The organism is Pseudomonas sp. (assembly GCF_050739655.1).
Lineage (GTDB): Bacteria > Pseudomonadota > Gammaproteobacteria > Pseudomonadales > Pseudomonadaceae > Aquipseudomonas.
Window position 1 is genome coordinate 1 of record NZ_JBOIBY010000425.1, and the last position, 1817, is coordinate 1817.

Annotated in this window: 1 protein-coding gene and 1 pseudogene; both read left to right on the forward strand. The window is 52.1% G+C overall.

Annotated features, from left to right (window positions below):
- Positions 1-390: 390 nt before the first annotated feature.
- Complete coding sequence (locus ACRESJ_RS20835; RefSeq protein WP_431759585.1) at positions 391-1038, forward strand: hypothetical protein; 648 nt, start codon at positions 391-393, stop codon at positions 1036-1038.
- Between the two features lie 538 nt (positions 1039-1576).
- Positions 1577-1657 (forward strand): annotated as a pseudogene (locus ACRESJ_RS20840) (hypothetical protein); the annotation flags it as partial.
- Positions 1658-1817: the final 160 nt, after the last annotated feature.

Genomic DNA, 1817 nt, shown 5'->3' on the forward strand with positions numbered 1-1817 from the left:
GTCGTGGGGAGTACCGGGGAAGTCGGTTCGTTACTGTCGCTTCAGGTGCACTTGCGCTACAAACCGTTTGTCGGTGGCTTGCTCGAGAAATGAGCATTGGAGCGTCCGCGGCCTCTGATTCTTCAGCGCGTCAGCCATGACCTGCTCCTGAAATTGCAAAAAGAAGTGGAAGTCGAATCTCAAATGCAGTGAGTACAAATGGGGGGTATCTGAAGTTCGGGGGGTAATAAACAAGCCGGTCATTGGTTTGCCAGGCGAATCAATGAGGTTATCAGTGCCGAGTCCATGATTTGGCTTATCTTGTAGAAGTAAGATCGCACAGGATTCTTAATGGTCAGGAATCTTGTCAAGTAGTCGATCTGTACTGTCGAATAAGGTGGAGAAAATACCGTGGCGATAAATACAATTATGAGTCTGCTGGAAAATAAAGAATTCCTGGAGTTTTTGCGTCTGGGGGTTATTTACGTTCATTTGGTGGCATGTTGTGTTGCCATTGGTCTGGTGTTGACCAGTGATGTTGCGATGGTTAAAGATCTTTTAAGGCGGAAGGCATTCACTGAGCATGATAATGCTCACATGGAGAGCCTGCAAAAGTCTGTGGTCGTTGCACTAATAGCATTGTGGATAACGGGTATCGCTGTCGTCGGTATTGATTACCAGGATAAAGGCGTCGAATACTTCATGAATCCAAAGCTTCAAGCCAAAGTGATTATTGTCGCCTTGCTGAGTTACAACGGCGTCCTGTTGCATCGTATGGTACTGCCGGCACTGCAAAAGGCAGGCTCCTTGCTCAGTCTCGGATTCAGTGCGCGGATGCTGGCGCTGGCCTGCGGTTCGTTGTCGGCCGTGTCCTGGATGTATGCCGCCATGTTGGGTGTCGGGCGCCCTTTGGCCTGGAAATTTTCCCTTTCCGAACTGCTGATGGCTTATGCGGTACTGATTGCGCTCGGGCTCCTGGCGATGCTGGTGCTGACTCAGCGAGCGAAACAACAGGACGCCTACGTTGCGCCTCAGCGAACAGTAGCGAGCGCATGCTAAGCCGGTTTTGCGGGTAAATCCTGCGGGCTTGCCCAGAGCCTGAAAGGTGGCGATCTTCCTGGTGCAGGTTTCAACCCGGACCTGCACCGGAAGGCCCTTTTGTTTTGAGTGATTGCCATTCGACGGGCCGTTATCCTCCGCTCAGTCGAGCAGCTTGCAGTCCTGAAGAAGTGAGTCCCGGTGTTACCAACCCCCACCGGTGTAGCGTAAAACCACGCTCAGGTAACAATCACCTCGTCCTCAAAAAATCCCCTCGAAAAATTTCACCAACGCCAGAGCCCTTGATTCTGGCGCTCTCCAGCTCTATCCGGATTTTTCTTGAATGCCTGTCCAACAAGTTGGCCGCCTGATTGCATATGATTGTATGTACAAGTAAATGCGTGTGCGTATGAGTCCTTTGAGGCTCTCCACGACATCCACTGATTCGCTTGTCGCGCAACGATGCGCACAGGCTGGCTTGCCCACTGTCTGGGTTGGCTTGAATTGATCGCTTAAGCGTCTTTTTCGTGACTGACAGTAAACCTGCAAAGTTTCGTGATACGCCGATGCCGGTTACCAGATTGCAATTGATTGTGCCATGGAGCAGGGCTTGAACCTGCCAATGGTTACCCCCGGTTAAAGGAGCCTGAAAATGAACACACTGAACCTGATCCCCGGCCAACTGAGCCTCGCCCAACTGCGTGATGTCTATCAGCAACCGGTCAAAATCACCCTCGACCACAGCGCCGCGGCCCAGATCGAAGCCAGCGTGGCCTGCGTGGAGCAGATCCTCGCCGAGA